The following is a 270-nucleotide window of genomic DNA, read 5'->3' on the forward strand; positions in this document are numbered from 1 at the left end:
AGCCAAATGCCCGTGTGCGCGAATGGCTTCCGCCAAATGAACCGCTGCGAGCACTTTTTCAAACCGGTTCGGTTCGACTGCCACACCGGATGCAGCACTAGCAGCATCACCTGTCTGTACAGCAGGCTGCTCGGCAGGAGGTCGGTAGTGTTTGAATAGCTCCGCAAGCTGAGGGTCGATTAGTTCAGGCGACTCCTGATAAAGCTCGTACATTTCCATTACATAGCCCAAGTTCGGGCCGGTTATGGAATTGCAAGGGGATTGTGTGTC

The 270-nt window shown here is 54.1% G+C and carries 1 protein-coding gene; it reads right to left on the reverse strand.

Annotated elements, in window-relative coordinates; all coding sequences use genetic code 11:
- A partial coding sequence (locus R0J92_RS23275; protein ID WP_411053418.1) for a hypothetical protein occupies positions 1-219 on the reverse strand: 219 nt, incomplete at its 3' end.
- Positions 220-270: the final 51 nt, after the last annotated feature.

It is taken from the genome of Tritonibacter sp. SIMBA_163 (assembly GCF_046535935.1).
In the GTDB taxonomy this organism is placed as follows: Bacteria; Pseudomonadota; Alphaproteobacteria; order Rhodobacterales; family Rhodobacteraceae; genus Epibacterium; species Epibacterium scottomollicae.